The following is a 17690-nucleotide window of genomic DNA, read 5'->3' on the forward strand; positions in this document are numbered from 1 at the left end:
ATTCAATGTTTAATAGAGAACTATTTACTATCTTAAATGAAGAATTATGGTTTAACGAAATATTAAAAACTAAAGAAGGTAAAGTTTCTATTTTTCGCAAATATTGGAAGCTAAAGTGATAGCATTTAGTTGATTCCAAATTACATCGTCAAAATCTAAAGTTGAGACTCTAAAAAGCATCAAATATTTATCTTGCTCTTTACAATATGTCGTTTCAACACTAACATTTAGGTTAATGATTTTTTTAGTGAAAAATGAATCATGAACTAACATTTTACCTCTAAAACTTGGTAATTCAGCTTCACTTTCTAATTGGTGAAATTCTACTATAGTTTTTGGTATTGTAAAGTCTTTCTCTTTATTAACAGCAGCCATTAAACCATCATAATATAATTTCGTATTTGTTTCTATCAAGCTAACCGTCGGAACTTCTAAAAGATTGATATTCCATACAAAAGCATAAGTGAAGAATTCTAAACCTTCAGGTTTGCTCCAATTCTTAGCAAATCGTAAGTCTTCATAGCCTTCATATGCAATATCTTGAGCAAACCCTAATGGAAATTTAATGATCTCTTTTAACCATGTACTATCAGCTTCTAGTACATATAAATTTTCTTTTTCTTGTCCAGACAGCAACACAGAGTAGAGTAGTGCTATCGTAAATATTATATATTTCATAATGCTTTTATACTTAACGTGATTTCAAATCCAATACCATCAGCAATGGCACTATCTCTTAATTTGCTGTTGTAATCAATTTTCCAACGTTGTCTATCTATTTTAAATTTTGTAGTCATTTGTTGGGTTTCGTAATTAACTTCAGCCTGAAAATCTATAGGCAAGGTAATTTCTTTTATTGTAAGATCAGCATAAACTTTCATATGCGTATCATCATGATACTCAACTCTAGTAATGACGAGTTTAGCTTTAGAAAAGTGGTCAACAGCAAAGAAGTCTTCATTTTTTAAATGATCAATAAGACCAGCGTTTGCTTCTTCATCTTCAATGTCGTTACATATTATTGACCTCATATCTACAGTAAATTCACCTCCAGAAATGAGATTATCTGTTCTTATAAGGTGACCTTCTGAAATATTAATTATACCATCATGCCCACCAAAGTAGAATGCATATTCTCCAAACCATTTCAGTTCACTTTTCTCAGTGCTAATATTAATTTTTTCTTGTGAATAGCTACTTAGACATAAGCCAATTGTAAATACTATTAATACGACTTGTTTTTTCATTTGAAATATTTTTTGATTAAATGTTGAGATAAAACTAGAAGTCGAAGATTCAAAGAGTGTCAAAAAAATGCAAAAGAAGTGTCAACACATGTAAAATGTCGTATTATTATATGTTATTTGTTACTATATGAAGCATATTACCATTAATACACTTAACCGATTTATTATATACCTACTGGTTTTATTCACTACATCTTGTAGTATAGTTGAGGATACCGACTTTTCTGAACGTACAAAAATTGCCTTACGAGATGTAGGTAATCAACTATTACTCTCTCATCGAGATTCTACATCTTTAATATTGCCTATTGTAGAATTAGAACCCAATAAATACCAATTAGCATTTAGTGAACCCTTGTCTTTTGAGCCTGGTATTTTAGTTAATCTTGTACAAGAAAGCTTCAATGTATCACAATTGCCAGAACATTATCGCGTAGAGGTACAGCAATGTAGTGATAGAGAAGTGGCATACAGTTACCAAATGAGTGTTGATGAAGAGAGTACTATAATTCCTTGTGCAGGTAGATATTTGCCTGAAGCATGTTATATCATACAATTGAAGTTTATTAACAGAGCTGCTGGATATGAAATGTATGAAATAGTGTCTTTTTCTATTATGCTTATAGCTCTTATTGGTCTTGGCTTTTTAATATTCAGAAAAACAACATCCAAAAACCCAAAACAAGACGATGAAACTAAAGAGAAGCTTGGTAGCTTCTACTTTTATCCAGAACAAAATAAACTCGTTAAAGAAGCCCAAGAAATTGCTTTATCAAAAAAAGAATGCGAGCTATTGGCTCTTTTCGTCGCCAATCCAAATCAAATTATAAAACGTGATGAGCTTACCAAACGCGTTTGGGAAGATAATGGTGTTTTTGTTGGCAGAAGTTTGGATACTTATATTTCCAAACTACGTAAAAAGTTAAAAAGCGACACCTCTATCAAATTGACCAATGTGCATGGTGTAGGGTATAAGCTGGAGGTTGGGTAATTATGTAAATTACCTATAATAACTCTGACTAGTACCACGAGTACATGCACAATTACTAGTACTCTGTAATAAATCTAAGCCAATGGTAATCATATGAGTTCCTGAATTAAAACCAGATAAATCATTTATCGTTAATTGGTATGAATACGCAAAGTAAAAGTTGTTAACCATAATACCAGCCATTGGGCCAACATTTAAAGGTTTTAAAAACTGATCATTTAGAAAGCGGTAAGATCCGCCAACCCAATAATAATCGCCTTTTCTATTGAATTTTCGATATTTAAAATTTAGATCTGTAGCCGATCGTTTATCACTATCAAACATCTGAAAGAAAACCGAAGGTTCAAACTCTATGTCTTTGTTTTTATTACTTCTAAGTACAAGTCCAGTATACATCTGATAATTTAATAATCGTCCTGGTTCTAAACCAATGTATGGATTAGTATCTTTTGAAATAAGATTATTAGCATTTAAACTCATATAAAAAGCGCGATACCTGTATAAAATACCAGCATCAAAATTATTGTTAGATATAGCACGATCTCCGTTAATTGCAGGATCTAAAATTGGAATATCATAAGTGGTATTAAAATTCTCAATATCAATTCTAAAACTGTTAATGTTGTATGAGATTCCTAATGATAAAAACTGCTTCGTTTTATAATCTAAAGTTAAATGATGTGCAAAAGAGAATTTCACACCTTTTTGTCGTGTATTACCATTTTTATCATTGTATGCAGAAATCCCTATTCCAGATCGATTAGCAATTCTAAAATCTGCATAAACAGATTGATTGTCTGGCGCATTCTTAATTCCTACCCATTGTGTTAAGCCATTTGCTCTAATTTTTAGATTATCTCCAATACCAGCATAAGTTGGTGAAATAACAAAATCATTATCTGCCAAATATTGCGTAAATACAGGTAAGTTTAATTCTTGGCTATAGCTGTAAGACATAACCAAGAGAAGCATATATAGTGTAATTTTTTTCATATTCGTTTCTTTTAGTATGTTTACCTGTAAAGGGTAAAATGTCCGACAAATTCTTTATTGTAATTTGAGTCATTGGTTTTTACAACAAACCAATAATCTCCTGTAGGCAATTCTGTGCCATTATATCTTCCATCCCAAACTTGACCAACATGGTAAGTCGCTACTTTGCGTCCATAGCGATCAAAAATATCGAAGGTTAAATTTGGATAATTTTCTATACAGCCTGGTGCCCAAGTATCTGTGACTCCATCACCATTTGGTGTAAACCAATTAGGAATACAGATATCTTCAAATTCAAGTTCAATTTCTGCTGTAGCAGAACAGCCAGCGCTATCTGTAACAATAACCTCATATAATCCTGATTCGGTAATGGTATAGGTGAAAATATCACCATAGTCTTCACCATTCATAGTAAATTGGTAATCACCAGCACCACCAGAGGCACTAGCTATGAATTCATTTAATTCACCTTCAGTTAAAGTCAGTGTGACTGGTTCATACCCTTCAATATCAAATAATTCAGTTCGTTGGATACAACCATTCGTATGCCTCACATCTATATAATGTCCATTTCCTACTGGTACATTGGTAAAGATGTTACTCATTTGGTAGATTCCATCATTTAATGAATAATCTAAATCTGAAAGATCTGTAATAGAATCATCTACAGTAACTGTTACTGTGTTCCCTTGCGTGTTATTATCACAAACATATTCTACAATAAGTTCAGGATTAATAACAATAGATTCAGGGAATGTGATATTCCATTCAGATTCACAACCTAGGATATCACGTATATAAACGATATGATCGCCTCCTCCTAAGTTGGTGAAATCGAATTGTGTTTGTATTGCACTTCCTGTAGTATAAGGACCATCGTAATTATCTAGACTCACATTGTATGGTAAACTACCGCCAGAAATATCTATGCTAAATTCACCATTGGCTTCTCCTTCACAAACTTCAGGGAATAATGAATCTGCAACAATAGTTAAAATAACAGGTTCTGGTTCTAAAATTGTAAAGTTGAAGGTTAAATAACAACCTAAAACATCTTGAACTATTAAGTCATAATCTCCAGGTGATAAGTTTTCAAAAATATTGGTTTCAAAAAACTGGTTCAATTGAGGTGAAATCGCATATTTAATAATACCTGTTCCTCCAGTTGCAGTTATCTCTACTGATCCATTATCTGTACCAGGACACGTTATATTACCTACAGTAATTGTTGCATCTAAAGGAGCTAATGGTTGTGTAATTGTAATAAGAGCAGTAGTTTCACTACAATCACCACTTTCTACCATAACCATATAATCACCAGCTACCAATTCTGTAAAATAACCTGGACTATTCTGTGTCGCAGTAATGGTGTTACCTAAGCCATCTTGTAATGTGTAAATATAATCTCCTAATCCACCTTGTGCAGTGGCTAAAATTGATCCATTATTGTCACCAGCACAATTAATAGATGGATTAGAAGATTCTAAATTAATTACTAACTCTGGTAATGGATCAATTGTAATTTCGTTTGAAACATTGGCAATACAACCGTTAGCATCTCTAACATAATATGAATATGTACCATCTGATACTGTAAATGTTGTCGAAGCAGTAAACGTTCCTAATGTTGTTGCAAATGTAATATCGCCGCTATACGTGTAACTACCTGTTCCTCCCGTTGCACTCAGGGTTAATGAAGACCCAGTTAAACAGGTTTGTGTTGTTGTTCTAACTAAACTCGCTTCAATTGGAGTCGGTTCTGTAATTACAATATCTAATGATGTCATTTCACAGTCGAATCCATCAGTTATTGTGATAGAATAGGTTCCTGCTCCTAAGTCCGTAAATGTATTTGATGTTTGTGGACCAGATGAACTTGCTGTTGGTAAAATCGTATTTAAGGTATAAGTATAGTTACTTCCTTGTCCACCAGAAACAGTAGTCACAGTAATACTAGCATTCTGATCACCAAAACACGAGACAGTAGTTGTATTTGGAGTAAACGTCGCTGTAATCGGATTTGGCTCATCAAGCGTAATTGTTTCAGAAACAATACAACCTTCAGCATCTCTTACATTTACAGTGTATATTCCTGCAGATAAATCTGTAAATGTATTGTTAGTCGAATAAGCAATAGTAGCATCACCTGTTAGTTCATATTCATAATTTCCCCAACCATCATTTGCAATAGCAGTGATTGTTCCTTGATTGTTATTACAAGTTACATCAGATGTTTCTGAAATTGAAAGTGTTAAAGCCTCAACAGGAGATGCAATAATTACATTAGATGTATTTGAACAAAATGGTACAGACGTTTCAGTAATTACAACTGAGAATGTACCAGCTTGCATTCCTGTAATAGTTTCAGGATTTGTTGAGGTATTTGCAGCTACTACTCCTGTTACTGAATCTCCTAAGTCGTCAAAGACTTCATAGGTATATGTGCCTGAATAATTTGTGATATCAATTTCGACAGTTCCATTATTATCCCCAAAACAAGTGATTGCAGTTGGAGTTAAAGTGAAGGTAGGTAATACAGCCTCTGGAACAGAAACGGTTACATTTGCCGTACAAGACGTCACTGTATCAATGATAGTAATTGTATAAATTCCTGATGGTATACCAGAGAATACATTACTACTTATACTTATTGATGCTGGATTTGGAGCAATACTATATGCATAGGATCCAGATCCACCAGATTCAGTAATTGTAATTTCCCCATCATCATTATTACATGAAGGCAATGCTGTTACTGTAGGTGTTATTTCTAATGGTGCAGAAATATCAATAGACACTAAATTTCCACAGCCATTTACATCTTGTATTTCAACGGTATGTGTACCAGCAAATAAATTAGATACTGAAAATGGTGCTGTTTCTGTTTGAAATGCACCTCCATCAATACTATAGCTATAAGGAGGAACTCCTGCAGTATCAAGAGTCACATTGATTTCATAATTACCATCTGTAATAGTACAAGTATTGTTTACAACTGCAGAAATCACAGGTGTCGGATCACCTGGTAATACTACCACAGGACTCGTTACGATACATCCATAAGCATCTAAAGCATGAATATAATAACTACCAGCATCCATATTAAATACACTTGCTGAAGCCCAAGATCCATCTGAAGCTATTGGAGCAGTAGCCGTTGTTGTAATTTGATATTGGTATGGTGCCGTTCCATTTTGTGCAACAGCACTTATAACTCCAGAATTCAGATTACAATTCGCATTCTGATTTACAGAAGTAGATAAATTTAATAGAATAGCAGATTCTGTAATGTTGAAAGGTACAGTAACAATGCCACAGCCAGAATTTGGTCCTGAAGTTTCGCTTATGGACACAAAATAATTACCAAATGGTAAAGGCCCTAAATCTGTTACTGTTAAAGAACTATTAGCAGGTACAGAACCAACTCCTAATACACCAGTACTAGTTAAAGTTAAGGAATTGAAAATTTCATAATTTACATTGACGGCACTTCCGTAACTACTGTTAATTGTAAATGAGACATTACCATTTGCGCTTCCTGTACAGGTAATATTATTTGAGCTAACTGCTGTCGCAGTTAATGTTGAATTTGTTGGTATTGGAGCTGTTGCAGGTTCATAATAACTGCAAAGTGTAGAAGTATCATAAACAATGAATGTATAAGTCACACCTGGTGTTAAACCTGTAAATGTTGCAGACTCACTTCCTGGAGAATCTTCAGGCACCCAAGATCCTGGTGGATTTGGATATACCGAAATTGGTCCTTGATAAATACTGAAGAAAAATGGACCAGCACTTGTCAAGGTAGATCCAATACTTACCACAGCTTCTCCACCTGTAGCACAATCTACAGTAGAAGTAATTATGATATCTAAGTCCGTTGGAGGTGAGGCTACCAATACATCTTGAACAAGTATAGAGCAACCATTAGCATCAACTACGTTGATTTGATATAAACCAAAATCAACAACATCAAAACTTACTGAGGTAGATCCTGTTGCATTTAATTCTGAATTTGAGTAACCGTTAGTTCCAGTTACAAAATAGTTATAAGGAGCTGTTCCACCAGAGACAGAATTTATAATTACTGATCCTTGAGAAACTCCACCAACACCACAAGTAATATCAACTGTGTCATAATCTACAATAATCAGATCTGGCTGACCAATAATTATAGTTTCAGTTGTAGTACAAGAATTTGCATCAGTTAAGGTTACAGTATATGTTCCAGCTACTAGACCAGTTGTTTGCGTACCATAATTTGTTGCTGTTGTGTTGTTATTTACGTTAATGACGAAAGGAGGTGTACCTACAGAAGTATCTATTGTTACATCAATTGCACCATTAGAATCTCCATTACATAAAATAGGTGCACTTTGTACAACCACGCTTAATTGTGGTAATGTCAATGGATTTACATTTACTATAGATGATTCTGCTATACAACCATTAGCATCAGTAATTTCAAATTGATAATCTCCGGCAACAGTAGTAGAATAAGTAAACGGTGTCCCTGTTGCGCCTAATGGAGCGTAAGCACTTCCATTAATTGAAACAGCGTAATTATAAGGTGCAGGACCTGTAATAGTTCCAGTAAGTATAGCATCTGGAGTTGCTGTACAATCTAATCCTTCTGTTAACACAATATTTACAGTTGGAGTAGGAATAGAGTCTATTGTATAAGATTCAGAATAGATACAATCATTTTCATCTCTAACTTGAAATGTGTACGTTCCAGGTTCTAATCCCGAAAACAGAGTAGATGTTTGGTATGCAGTCGCAGCCGAAGCTGGCGCAATAATTTGATATTCTAAAACGCCTGTTCCACCAGTTGTTGATGTAATAGTAACATCTGCAGTATTTGTTGGACATGTGATAGGTGAATTACTAAATTCTAAATCTGTTGGTGGATTTAAAGCATCAACAGTTATTTCATTTGTAATTGAAGTACAATCATTATCATCTCTAATTGTAATTGTATAAGTGCCTTGTGTTAAGTTGTTGAATATATTACTAGTTTGAAAGTTAGTACCATCAATACTATAAGCATAAGGAGCATCACCACCAGTAACTCCTATCACAGTAATTGTTCCATTTCCGATACATGTAAATCCGGTTGTTAATTCAGCTGTACCTGAGATTGCTATGTTTTCATTAATTGTAACAGTTTGTGCATTGGTAGCACATATAGAAGTCCCTGTTGTATATTGAATCACAACATCATAATCATCTGCTGTAAGTCCTGTAAATACAGATGAATTTACAAATGTTGTTCCTCCATCTATGCTATATTCAATACTGTTTCCGTTAGGATTGGTAACATTAATTGTTAGCGTACCTGTATCTCCAGAACCTCCGCATAAAATATCTTCTGTTGTGATATTAAATTCTGGAGCACCAATATCATTAACTGTTATTGATGTGCTCGCACTACAGTTATTAGAATCAATTACAGTAATATCATAAACGCCAGCTGCAGTAACCACGATTTCTGGTACAGACTGAAAATCTGTTGTACTATTTACAAAATAGAAGTAGGGAGGTGTTCCTCCTACAGGATATACTGTTATTTCACCATCAGTACAAGTCAATGGAATTGTTATTGCAGCTGTAACTGTCAGTAAAGGTGGTTCAACTATAGTGACATCTTCGGAAAATGTACATCCATTTTCAGTTTCTACAGTTGCAGTATAAGTTCCTGGATTTAAATTATCAAAGGTGTAATTATTCTCTATAATTGGTCCAACACTATTTACTAATGTTCCTCCATTAAATAAGGTATATGAATATTGTGGGTCAACATCACTTGCAGAAATTTGAATACTTCCTTTATCACCAAAACATAAAGGTTGTGTTACTGTAGTAGAGGCTATAAAATCTCTATCTCTAATTAAAACATCAGGAACTGTAAATACACATGGATTTGTTGGTATACCAACTTGTCTTATAGAAACTGTATAAGTTCCAGCAGTATTCACTGTGAATATATTACTCGATTGGTATGTTATTCCATCTAAACTATATTCATAACCTGATGGCACATCATTTACTGTAATACTTCCGTTTGTAGTACAAATGATATCTGATGAAACAACAGTTGCATTCAATAAATTTTGATAAACATTGAAATAAAACTGATTAAAACATCCACCTGGATAATTGATAGTTAATCTAAACTGACCTGAAGTATTTGCTAAATAACTTGATCCTGTTCCAACTTCATTCCATGTACAAGCGGCATCCTCATTCGCACAATCTGGATCAGCAACTGCTGTACAGCTTGATTCATCTAATTGCTCCCATATTATTGAGGTTGAATCTGATATATTTGTTTCAATAAACCTTGAATCACCAGCACCACATAAAAATATATTTGGCAACAATTTTCCATCATTAGGACAAGTAACCACTTCATCAGCATATGGGATTACTGGATTTGTAATATCACCACCAAAGAGTTGAACATTAAATTCTTGTTGAATCGATTGGCAAGGTGCAATGGCTGTATTAAATGAATAATACGTTCCTGCTGAGGTTACAGTAATAGTTTGTGTTGTACCTATTACAGGTGTTCCAGTAGGACTGGTAGACCAAGAATATGAGTCGTAGTCATTAGCAGCTGTTAAATCTACAGCATTACCACATAGCACAATATCTTCGGTAAACGTACAATCAAGATCTGCTAAAAAGTTGGTAGCTTGTGGCGATAGTAAACAGCCTGTATTACTATTTATACTTGGATCGTCAGTAATCTGAAACGTAGGATTTAAAGTTCCATTATATGTGGCAAAGGCTTGATTATTAATTATGTTTGAACAAGCATCAGCTAACTGATTACATTCATCAACAACTTGTACCTCAATACGGATTTCATAAATAGGATCACCTTCTTCTACAAGTGAATTATCAATATTTAATATTAATTCTCTTGTGACAGAATTATAACTAGCAACAGTTACACCTAATGGTAAGACTAAATCCGTAGGATGATTATAAATAATATTTATTGGGAGAATGTCTCTAATCTGAAAATTTGTTGCGTCGTCATTTCCTGTATTTTGAAATCCAATGACATAATTTAATGAGGAACCTAAACCAACAAGTTGTCCACCAATATCGTTACCTAGATCATCCTCTACTATTTTTGTAAGCACAATGTTTGGTTCTATAATCTCTACAGCAAATGCAAAGAAATATGGGAAGTAAGTGTCACCACTGGTTTCTAATCTTACTGTTCCAGAGGTGGCGTCGTTTGCAATTACTGAATTTCCTGGATTTGGGATGGCTATAATCCCTGTGTCAAACCCTAAAGTATTGGTGCTGTTCGGCACTCTATTATTTACAGGTAATGCACTTAATTGTGTTACCGAACTATTAAAGAAATTTGTTTCTAGTCTATCTGTAGTAGATAAACTCACTCCATTAAGTCTCAAGCGATCTCCCAAAATTGGACTATCACCTTCTAAAGTTGCAAAGGCAAAATTTGCTCTTACTGGAGCAGGTGCAGGAATGGTTCTAAATCCTGAAAGTGACACATCTAATGTAGGATTTGCTCCAGGTACACTAATAGCGCTAAAACCATCGAAACTTGTAATTGATTTTCCTGGAAGGGTAGGATCTTCATAAACAATAAATAATGACCAACCAGCAGATTGACCAGTTCCATTGTATGGATCGAATGTTGCTGTTTCACCTTCAGCAGACGAAACATTAGCCACAGTATATGTTCCTAAGTCTGTGCCACTTCCATAACTAGTTACGATTGAAGTGACATCAGCAAAACAAGCATACGAGAAACTGTCTCCGCCATCCACAGAAGTGCCATTGGCATCATAAATTACTGTTCCTGTTATATCATTATATCCACCAATTGGGCCTTTAAATTTTACGTCAGTAATAGGTTCATTCCCAGGGTTTACAGCTCCCCAATATAAACCTGCATATATAATTCTATAGCAATTAGGATTTGGTATTTCTAAATCTGAACTTGAAGAACTGAAAGTAGATGCATCAGTGTCAATGTCAATATACCTCATATCTACTTGATGATTGTATACTGTATTATCATTAAATGCATTATTGTCTGGACCAAGGATGTTGTTTCCAATAAGTACAATATCCCCTTTTAAATCTTGGTCAAATCTTGGTGTAAATGGTTCATAGTTTTGTGCATATGTCTGTACCCCAATACATAACAATATGGCAACAAATACTATTCTAGAAAAAGTAGGTTTTTTCATGATATTTATTTTAATTTCTTCATTTTCTTCTAAGGGCAGTGAAGAAAACAAAGGGTGCTTAACTCATATTAATTTTCTATTTTCACGAGGGACATTTTTATATTATACGGTCTATTTCCTTTAGAATTCATGGCTTCATTAGCTTGATTAATACTATCAAATTTATCATAGTAGATGTAATACTTACTTGTATTAACATCATAGAAGAAGTCCACATTTGCTCTTCCTGAAGCTACAACTTTAGTTAAAAAGTCATTTCTACTTTTAACATCACTATGTACAGCAATTATTAGATAATAACCATTTTCAACATTTTTGATATTCTTCAAAATTTGAATGTTACTACCTTGCTCTTCACCAAAGTCAAAATCTTCAGATTTTAATGGTGTGCTACTTACTGTAGTTGTTCGCTTAATGTTTAGTAACATCGCTCTATCTTGTGAATATCTGTCATCTTCATTATCGAATGCTGCGCGCTTAATACGTCGTCTTTTTTCATATTCAGTTGCTAATCTAATCGTTTCTAAACGTGTATTTAATTGTGTTTTGGTATTAAGAGCTGTTAATTGTTCTGATTGTAAACGCTTAATTTCTTTTTTATAGTAAAGTGTAATTTCATCAGCTTTAAAACCAACAACTTTAGATCTCTCATCATTCAATTGCTTTAATTTCTGAATTTTGTCGTTACGGTTAACTATAACATTATCTAAGTCTAATTTTATTCTATTTAATTTATTATTTTCTTCGCTAACACTTTTAAAAGGTTTTGGTTTAACCGTGATTCCTTGATCACTTAAATCATTTTCTTCTTTTAAATCTTTAAGATCTTTGTCCTTTATTTTAATGATATCATCAAACTTCTTCAATAATTCACTTTGTTCAACTTTAGAATCATCTGTTAATTTGGCAACATCCTTCATAGTTTTACCTAACTCATCCTCAGGATTTGTTACTAACTCTTCTTTAGCTTTTTGATCTGCTAATTCCTTAGCTCTTGCATCAGCTTCTTCTTTAACTTTCTGATCTGCTAGTTCCTTAGCTCTTGCATCAGCTTCTTCTTTAGCTTTCTGATCTGCTAATTCCTTAGCTTTTGCATCAGCTTCTTCTTTAGCTCTTGCATCAGCTTCTTCTTTAACTTTCTGATCTGCTAGTTCCTTAGCTCTTGCATCAGCTTCTTCTTTAGCTTTCTGATCTGCTAGTTCCTTAGCTTTTGCATCAGCTTCTTCTTTAACTTTCTGGTCTGCTAGTTCCTTAGCTCTTGCATCAGCTTCTTCTTTAGCTTTCTGATCTGCTAGTTCCTTAGCTCTTGCATCAGCTTCTTCTTTAGCTTTTTGGTCTGCGACTTCTTGAGTTCTTTGTTTCATTAACAATAGAGTACGTTCAGCAGCTTTTTCTTTAGCTTTTTTATCAGCTTCAATTTTTGCTTGAGCTTCAGCTTCTCTTTTAACTCTTTTCTCTTCTTTTAATCTCGCTTTTTCTTCTGTACCTAGTTTAGCCTGAGCTTTTGCTTCTTTTTTGTTTTTTTCTTGAGCTTCAGCATCTAATGTGGCTTGTACTCTTCTTTCTGCAGCTCTTGTTCTTATACCTTCAAGTTCTTCTTTTGATAATTCTGCAACAGGGTTTCGTTTTTTAGTAAATAGTCCACTAACTTTATCATCACCACTGTAGTCATATTCTTTTTTCGAAATAAACCTATATGCTAAAGTAATTTCATGAGAAGACCCAAATTCTACTAATTCACCTATAGATTTCTCAATATTATATTCTAATGCAATTTGCTTTGTAATATTAAGCCCTAAACCACCCGAGACACCATATACATTATTATAACCTACTTGTAACCAAAGTCCTTTAGGTACATTTAGCATGGCGAGTCCAGAGATAATGGTTTCATCACTTCTAAATTCTGATCTCAGCATGGCTGTTAATTTGGTATTGTTAAAAAAGCCACGACCATCAAAGTAGCCTGTATGCATTATATGTGCTTGTATACCTTGCTTTGGATTGTCTTCAATAAGCATTGAAGATTCAAAATTATAGAGTACAAGATTATTTACTGAAACACCAAAATCCAAAAATTTTGTACCATAATTGATTCCCGGATTAACTGTCATTAAAAAGTTTGAAGGCGCATTCTGTAAAGAAGGATCATCAAAATTGGTCACAACATTAGACATATTAACACCACTTTTATAGGCTCCGACATTAAGTCCAAAAGTTAGATTACTATCTGTATTTAGTTTTACGTTGTAAGCGAAATTTAATAAGCCTCCAAACGTAGTTAAAATACCATAATTTTGTTGGTACAATGCTAAACCTGCTCCGACATTTTCAGCAAAACGACCCGAATAACTTGCTAAATAAGTTTCTGGAGCATTTTCAAACTGTGTCCATTCGGTTTTATTACTAATACTAAAGTATTTGTTTTGTTCTCTAACAAAACTAAAAGTAGGGTTAACAGCATAGCGATTAAACACTAAAGAATTCCTTATAGGTAAATCTAAAGCAACCACACCATCATCTTCTTGAGGGAAGACCATCTGCGCTGAGCAGAATACTATTATTATGGTCAAAAGATGTTTTTTCATGCTATTTTACTATGGTTATAGAACCTTGTTTTGTTTCTAGGTCTGCAGTTGTTATAATATAATAGTATAGAGTGTTGACACTCGTTAAATCCAATTGCTGTTCCGGCCAATTATTTTGATAATTAATGGTTTGAAATATCACTTGACCACGATCATTTAAAATCTGCACTTCAGTATTTGTACCAGTAACGTATTGTTGAGGAATAATCCAAGTATCATTTACTCCATCACCATTAGGACTGATAACATTTGGAATCTTCAGTACATCTGGAAATGGATCAAACTGTTCTTGTAATACAAATTCATATTCTTTTGAAGCTGTACAACCTGTAGTTTCTGTAATTACGACTTTGTAATCACCAAATTCTGATATTTCATAGTTGTCTGTAGATTCTCCTGAGACTAGTACATTGTTAAAATACCATTCAAATTCTGGGTTATTAGCCGCTGTTGTTACAGTTACCATCAAAGTATCTCCGTCTTCAATAGTATTTACTTCATCTACATTTATTGAACTATCAAATAACTCACTTACTAAATCTATTGAACCTGAAGCAGAGCAGTCTCCTAAATCAACTTGAACAGAAAAAGAACCTGATTTATTAGTTTGATACATCTGGCTAGTTGCTTCTGGTATTATAACTCCATCTTTAAACCATAAATAACTATTTCCGCCTATAGTGCTTAATGTAGTTAAGCCTTGTTCTGGGCAATATGGGTTGCCTAAACTTGATGCTATGGTAACATCTGCTTCACCAGATGTTGCTTCAGTAATCATTACACGATTAGAAAATGAATCGGAAGTACAAGACCCATAATTGGTCTCTACGAAATACGTACCTTCAATATTTACTGATAAAGTTGGACCTTCAGCAACAAAAACTGATGTAGTAGAACTTGTTTCTTTATACCAGTTAAATGTAAGACTTGGGTATAGTAGAGGGGAATCATTATTACCTGTGCCAGGATTATCAATCGCTAGCAAATAGCTATCACCTGTACAATAAGCACCAGTAGACACTAGGTTGTTTATTGTAAAAGGAGAGTCCTGAAGTTTATAATAAGCCGCAAAGCTTGCTGAAGCTGTGCTTGTAGCAATAGGAGCATTACTTTTTATTCTAATTTTATAATTTTCGCCTGCAGTAGTATCTGGTAATGAAAAATCGAGCGTTGCAGGAGATGTAGTTACAGTACCAGATGCAGATGTATATACAACTGCTGGATTTGAAAAATCACCATCAGCATCAGATAGTTCAATAATGAACTGATTTGAAGCATTTACTTCAGATTCTGGAGAAAAAACAAATGTAGTGCTGTAGGTATTAAAAGATTCACTAGCACATGCTTGACTAAAACCTAAATTAGGTGTCCCAATAACTATTTGAGCATCTAAATGCCCTTGCATAGCAAGAGCAAATAAACACAAGCAAAAAAAATTTTTAGCAATAGTAATTTTGTACATGCGGTTGTAATTATTATTCTATGAGCAATTTTTGTTAGGATTGTTGCTCATAGAATTGATTGAGTTTATTATCAATTTGGGTTATTAATCTTCGTCGTCGTCAATTAAATCATTAGAAGCAATGATTTTATTTACTCTTAATCTAAAATCTGGGTATTTTGCATCTTCAGCTTCTATGAATGTTTCATAATCAGGGCCTTTAGAATATAAATTATTAAAAGACCTGCTACCATACCAATTTTCTAAATCATCATTATTTGTATAATTCTTTCTGAAAATATTTCCTTCGCAGTTATTAAAATAAGTTCTTGTGAATGTTATCTTTTGTAGGTTTTCATTATTAATCTTAATCTTATCATCTAATATGACAGCTGGATTAAATCCAGAAATAACACTTTTATCAATTGTAAATGAAGCATCTTCACCTATATAAATAGCTTCTTGAACCAAACCAACTTTAATATCAGAATCTAAATTATCTGAAATATTAACCAAGGTTAAGTTTTCAGCACTTACATAAGTAGAATTCTTAATAGAATTTACATTCTCTATATCGTCGAATGAAGAGATATACATACATCTTGATCCATCTGGACTAGAAACGTAAGGTGATCTAATTGCTAAAGAGTTAACGATATTACATTGTGTACCATAATTAAATTCGTAGTCATTTTGGCTAGATCTATATGAAACCATCTTAACCATTATAAGTTCACCACCAAGAATATTAAACGAATTTCCTTCGCAATAACTTACCATTACATTATATAATGTTGTCTTGCGACCTATACCTGCAAGAGTAAGTCCATTAAAATTTCCATAGTCTCTGGTTTTTTTACCGGCGTATTCTATTCTTACATATTTTAAAACACCAGAATTACTCATGGCATCATCTCCACCATAACTAATACTTTCGAAAGAAGAAGGGCGTAAGCCAAAATCTATAGCGGCTTTATTTCCGAATTGATTAGTAGGAGCATCACCTAATACAAATAGTCCTCCCCAATCTCCAGGTTTTTTATCACTCTTACTAGAGGTAAAAATAATAGGATCAGTTTTGGTGCCGTCTGCAATTATTTTAGAGCCTTTACTTATAGTAAGTGATCCTTTGGTTTTAAAATCACCAAGGATTACTGTACCAGGTTCTATTGTTAATGTAGCATTGTTTGTAACAAAGACATCACCTAATAATAAATATGTATCACTTTTAGTTAATACAGTGTTTTGAGAAATATTACCACTTAATATTTGAGTCGGTTCGCTATAATCGTTTTGGTTGGGTTTAAACTCTGTCCAAGAATTTAGCCAATTGTCATAGCCAATAATTCCTTTTTCTTGCTGAGCAAAAGTATTGCCAATCAGCAAAAGAAAGATAAGCGCGGTTAAAGTAAAATTTTTCATAGTCGTTTAATTCGTTTGTTTAGATTAATTACTTTTTAACTATTGGGATCAAACATATGTATTTTACCTATGAAATACAAATAATATCGACGAAATACACTATTTAATTACATAAGTATTATTTTTCTTACAAATTTAACGTCATTTTATTGAAATTTCAGAATTAATAATAACTAACTGTTAATCAAGTGCTTGTTTAATGATATTAGAAATAAAAAAAACCTTGACAAAAATGTCAAGGTTTAGAAAAACAAAAACTATTTATTTACAACTAATCTTTTTTAAAGTCTTCGTAGGTATGTAATGATTTTAATGTAGATTCATAAAACAGAATGGCTGCAATTAAATCTGTAGTATCTGAATACGGTAATATTTTCTTTTGAAACTCAATAGTACTCTCAAAATAAGTATCTGAGGCTTCAATATTCTCTTCTAAAGCCTTTTTATTTTCTTTAGATTCAGGAATTCCTAATGACTCCATAGTAACACCCGGTTTAGTCGCAAACGCAATATTTGGTAGAATATTAACAATAACCTCAATACGTTCTATATATAACACAAGTAAATCACCTTTAGGCATTTTCTCTAAATTTTCTCTACTATGATATTTAGCAATATTTACTTTGCCGCTAATAATGTCTTGAGACGCTCCCTTTTTTTGAGCGAAGCTCATGCTTACCATTAGAAAAAATAAAGCAGCAAAAAGAGTAAATTTTGTTTTCATGTTCATGATTTTTAATTAATCTTATTGGAGCAAATCTATACAAT

9 protein-coding genes are annotated in these 17690 nt (G+C 33.3%); 1 reads left to right on the plus strand and 8 read right to left on the minus strand.

Annotation, left to right across the window (positions count from 1 at the left end):
• Positions 1–87: 87 nt before the first annotated feature.
• Together QZZ53_RS13045 and QZZ53_RS13050 are read right to left on the minus strand one after the other, a co-directional pair.
• A complete protein-coding gene (locus QZZ53_RS13045; protein ID WP_296385387.1) occupies positions 88–678 on the minus strand; it encodes a hypothetical protein in 591 nt (196 codons plus the stop codon).
• Complete coding sequence (locus tag QZZ53_RS13050; RefSeq protein ID WP_296385389.1) at positions 675–1247, minus strand: YceI family protein; 573 nt, start codon at positions 1245–1247, stop codon at positions 675–677. Before QZZ53_RS13050 ends, QZZ53_RS13045 begins: the two co-directional genes overlap by 4 nt.
• 127 nt (positions 1248–1374) lie before the next feature.
• Between QZZ53_RS13050 and QZZ53_RS13055 the strand changes: the two genes are divergently transcribed.
• The gene (locus QZZ53_RS13055) at positions 1375–2238 is read left to right on the plus strand and encodes a winged helix-turn-helix domain-containing protein (protein ID WP_296385391.1); all 864 of its coding nucleotides are present in this window, start codon (positions 1375–1377) and stop codon (positions 2236–2238) included.
• A 9-nt stretch (positions 2239–2247) separates the two neighbouring features.
• Here QZZ53_RS13055 and QZZ53_RS13060 read toward each other — a convergent pair whose 3' ends face one another.
• The 6 genes from QZZ53_RS13060 to QZZ53_RS13085 all read right to left on the minus strand — a co-directional run bounded on the left by QZZ53_RS13060 (position 2248) and on the right by QZZ53_RS13085 (position 17646).
• Complete coding sequence (locus tag QZZ53_RS13060) at positions 2248–3231, minus strand: type IX secretion system membrane protein PorP/SprF (RefSeq protein WP_296385393.1); 984 nt, start codon at positions 3229–3231, stop codon at positions 2248–2250.
• Positions 3232–3251: 20 nt separating this feature from the next.
• On the minus strand, positions 3252–11471 hold the full coding sequence (locus QZZ53_RS13065) for a T9SS type B sorting domain-containing protein (protein WP_296385395.1): 8220 nt from the start codon (positions 11469–11471) through the stop codon (positions 3252–3254).
• Between the two features lie 68 nt (positions 11472–11539).
• Positions 11540–14059: a PorP/SprF family type IX secretion system membrane protein gene (locus QZZ53_RS13070; RefSeq protein WP_296385397.1), complete on the minus strand. Its 2520-nt coding sequence runs from the start codon at positions 14057–14059 to the stop codon at positions 11540–11542.
• 1 nt (position 14060) lies between these two features.
• The gene (locus tag QZZ53_RS13075) at positions 14061–15485 is read right to left on the minus strand and encodes a gliding motility-associated C-terminal domain-containing protein (protein WP_296385398.1); all 1425 of its coding nucleotides are present in this window, start codon (positions 15483–15485) and stop codon (positions 14061–14063) included.
• A 120-nt stretch (positions 15486–15605) separates the two neighbouring features.
• The gene (locus QZZ53_RS13080) at positions 15606–16922 is read right to left on the minus strand and encodes a hypothetical protein (protein ID WP_296385399.1); all 1317 of its coding nucleotides are present in this window, start codon (positions 16920–16922) and stop codon (positions 15606–15608) included.
• A gap of 271 nt (positions 16923–17193) precedes the next feature.
• The gene (locus QZZ53_RS13085; protein ID WP_296385401.1) at positions 17194–17646 is read right to left on the minus strand and encodes a hypothetical protein; all 453 of its coding nucleotides are present in this window, start codon (positions 17644–17646) and stop codon (positions 17194–17196) included.
• Between the last annotated feature and the right edge of the window lie 44 nt (positions 17647–17690).

The organism is Winogradskyella sp. (genome assembly GCF_016744625.1).
GTDB lineage: Bacteria > Bacteroidota > Bacteroidia > Flavobacteriales > Flavobacteriaceae > Winogradskyella.

Coding starts and splice junctions, on each gene's coding strand:
- QZZ53_RS13045 (WP_296385387.1), bottom strand. CDS start 678: ATGAAATATATAATATTTACGATAGCACTACTCTACTCTGTGTTGCTG.
- QZZ53_RS13050 (WP_296385389.1), bottom strand. CDS start 1,247: ATGAAAAAACAAGTCGTATTAATAGTATTTACAATTGGCTTATGTCTA.
- QZZ53_RS13055 (WP_296385391.1), top strand. CDS start 1,375: ATGAAGCATATTACCATTAATACACTTAACCGATTTATTATATACCTA.
- QZZ53_RS13060 (WP_296385393.1), bottom strand. CDS start 3,231: ATGAAAAAAATTACACTATATATGCTTCTCTTGGTTATGTCTTACAGC.
- QZZ53_RS13065 (WP_296385395.1), bottom strand. CDS start 11,471: ATGAAAAAACCTACTTTTTCTAGAATAGTATTTGTTGCCATATTGTTA.
- QZZ53_RS13070 (WP_296385397.1), bottom strand. CDS start 14,059: ATGAAAAAACATCTTTTGACCATAATAATAGTATTCTGCTCAGCGCAG.
- QZZ53_RS13080 (WP_296385399.1), bottom strand. CDS start 16,922: ATGAAAAATTTTACTTTAACCGCGCTTATCTTTCTTTTGCTGATTGGC.
- QZZ53_RS13085 (WP_296385401.1), bottom strand. CDS start 17,646: ATGAAAACAAAATTTACTCTTTTTGCTGCTTTATTTTTTCTAATGGTA.